The sequence below is a fragment of the Vibrio sp. MM46 genome, assembly GCF_027587135.1.
Classification (GTDB): domain Bacteria; phylum Pseudomonadota; class Gammaproteobacteria; order Enterobacterales; family Vibrionaceae; genus Vibrio; species Vibrio harveyi.
This window is the reverse complement of the sequence record NZ_JAPPTO010000119.1, coordinates 1-350: the sequence shown is the minus strand read 5'-3', so window position 1 is coordinate 350 and position 350 is coordinate 1. Positions and strand designations below refer to the sequence as shown.

At 41.7% G+C, this 350-nt stretch carries 1 protein-coding gene; it reads left to right on the top strand.

Features of this window, described 5'->3' with window-relative positions:
* Window positions 1-218: GNAT family N-acetyltransferase (locus OH459_RS28210; protein WP_269989914.1), on the top strand; the 218-nt coding region annotated here is incomplete at its 5' end.
* Between the last annotated feature and the right edge of the window lie 132 nt (window positions 219-350).

The window sequence follows — 350 nt, the reverse complement described above, 5'->3', positions numbered from 1 at the left end:
ACTCAACCGCTTTTATTTGTGACTTCTTCATAGAGCAAAAGTATCGCAACTCAGGTTATGGCGAATTAGTAATAAAAAACCTTGAATCCCGCCTCAAACAAAGTGGTATTACAAGGTTGAAGCTCCATGTTGCAAATGGCAATAATGGTGCTTTAAGGCTGTACACTCGTCTTGGGTATGGGATCACAGGGCATAATCTATTCAAAAAGTTTGATTAGCTCGATGAACACCAAAACATAACAAACAATTTAAGAGCGATTCGGCACGCGTGGCATTTTTACTATGCGGTGGTTTTAGTGATTAAGGTGGCATGCGGGAGCATCGGTATGGCGTGCCTCACACCTTAATTG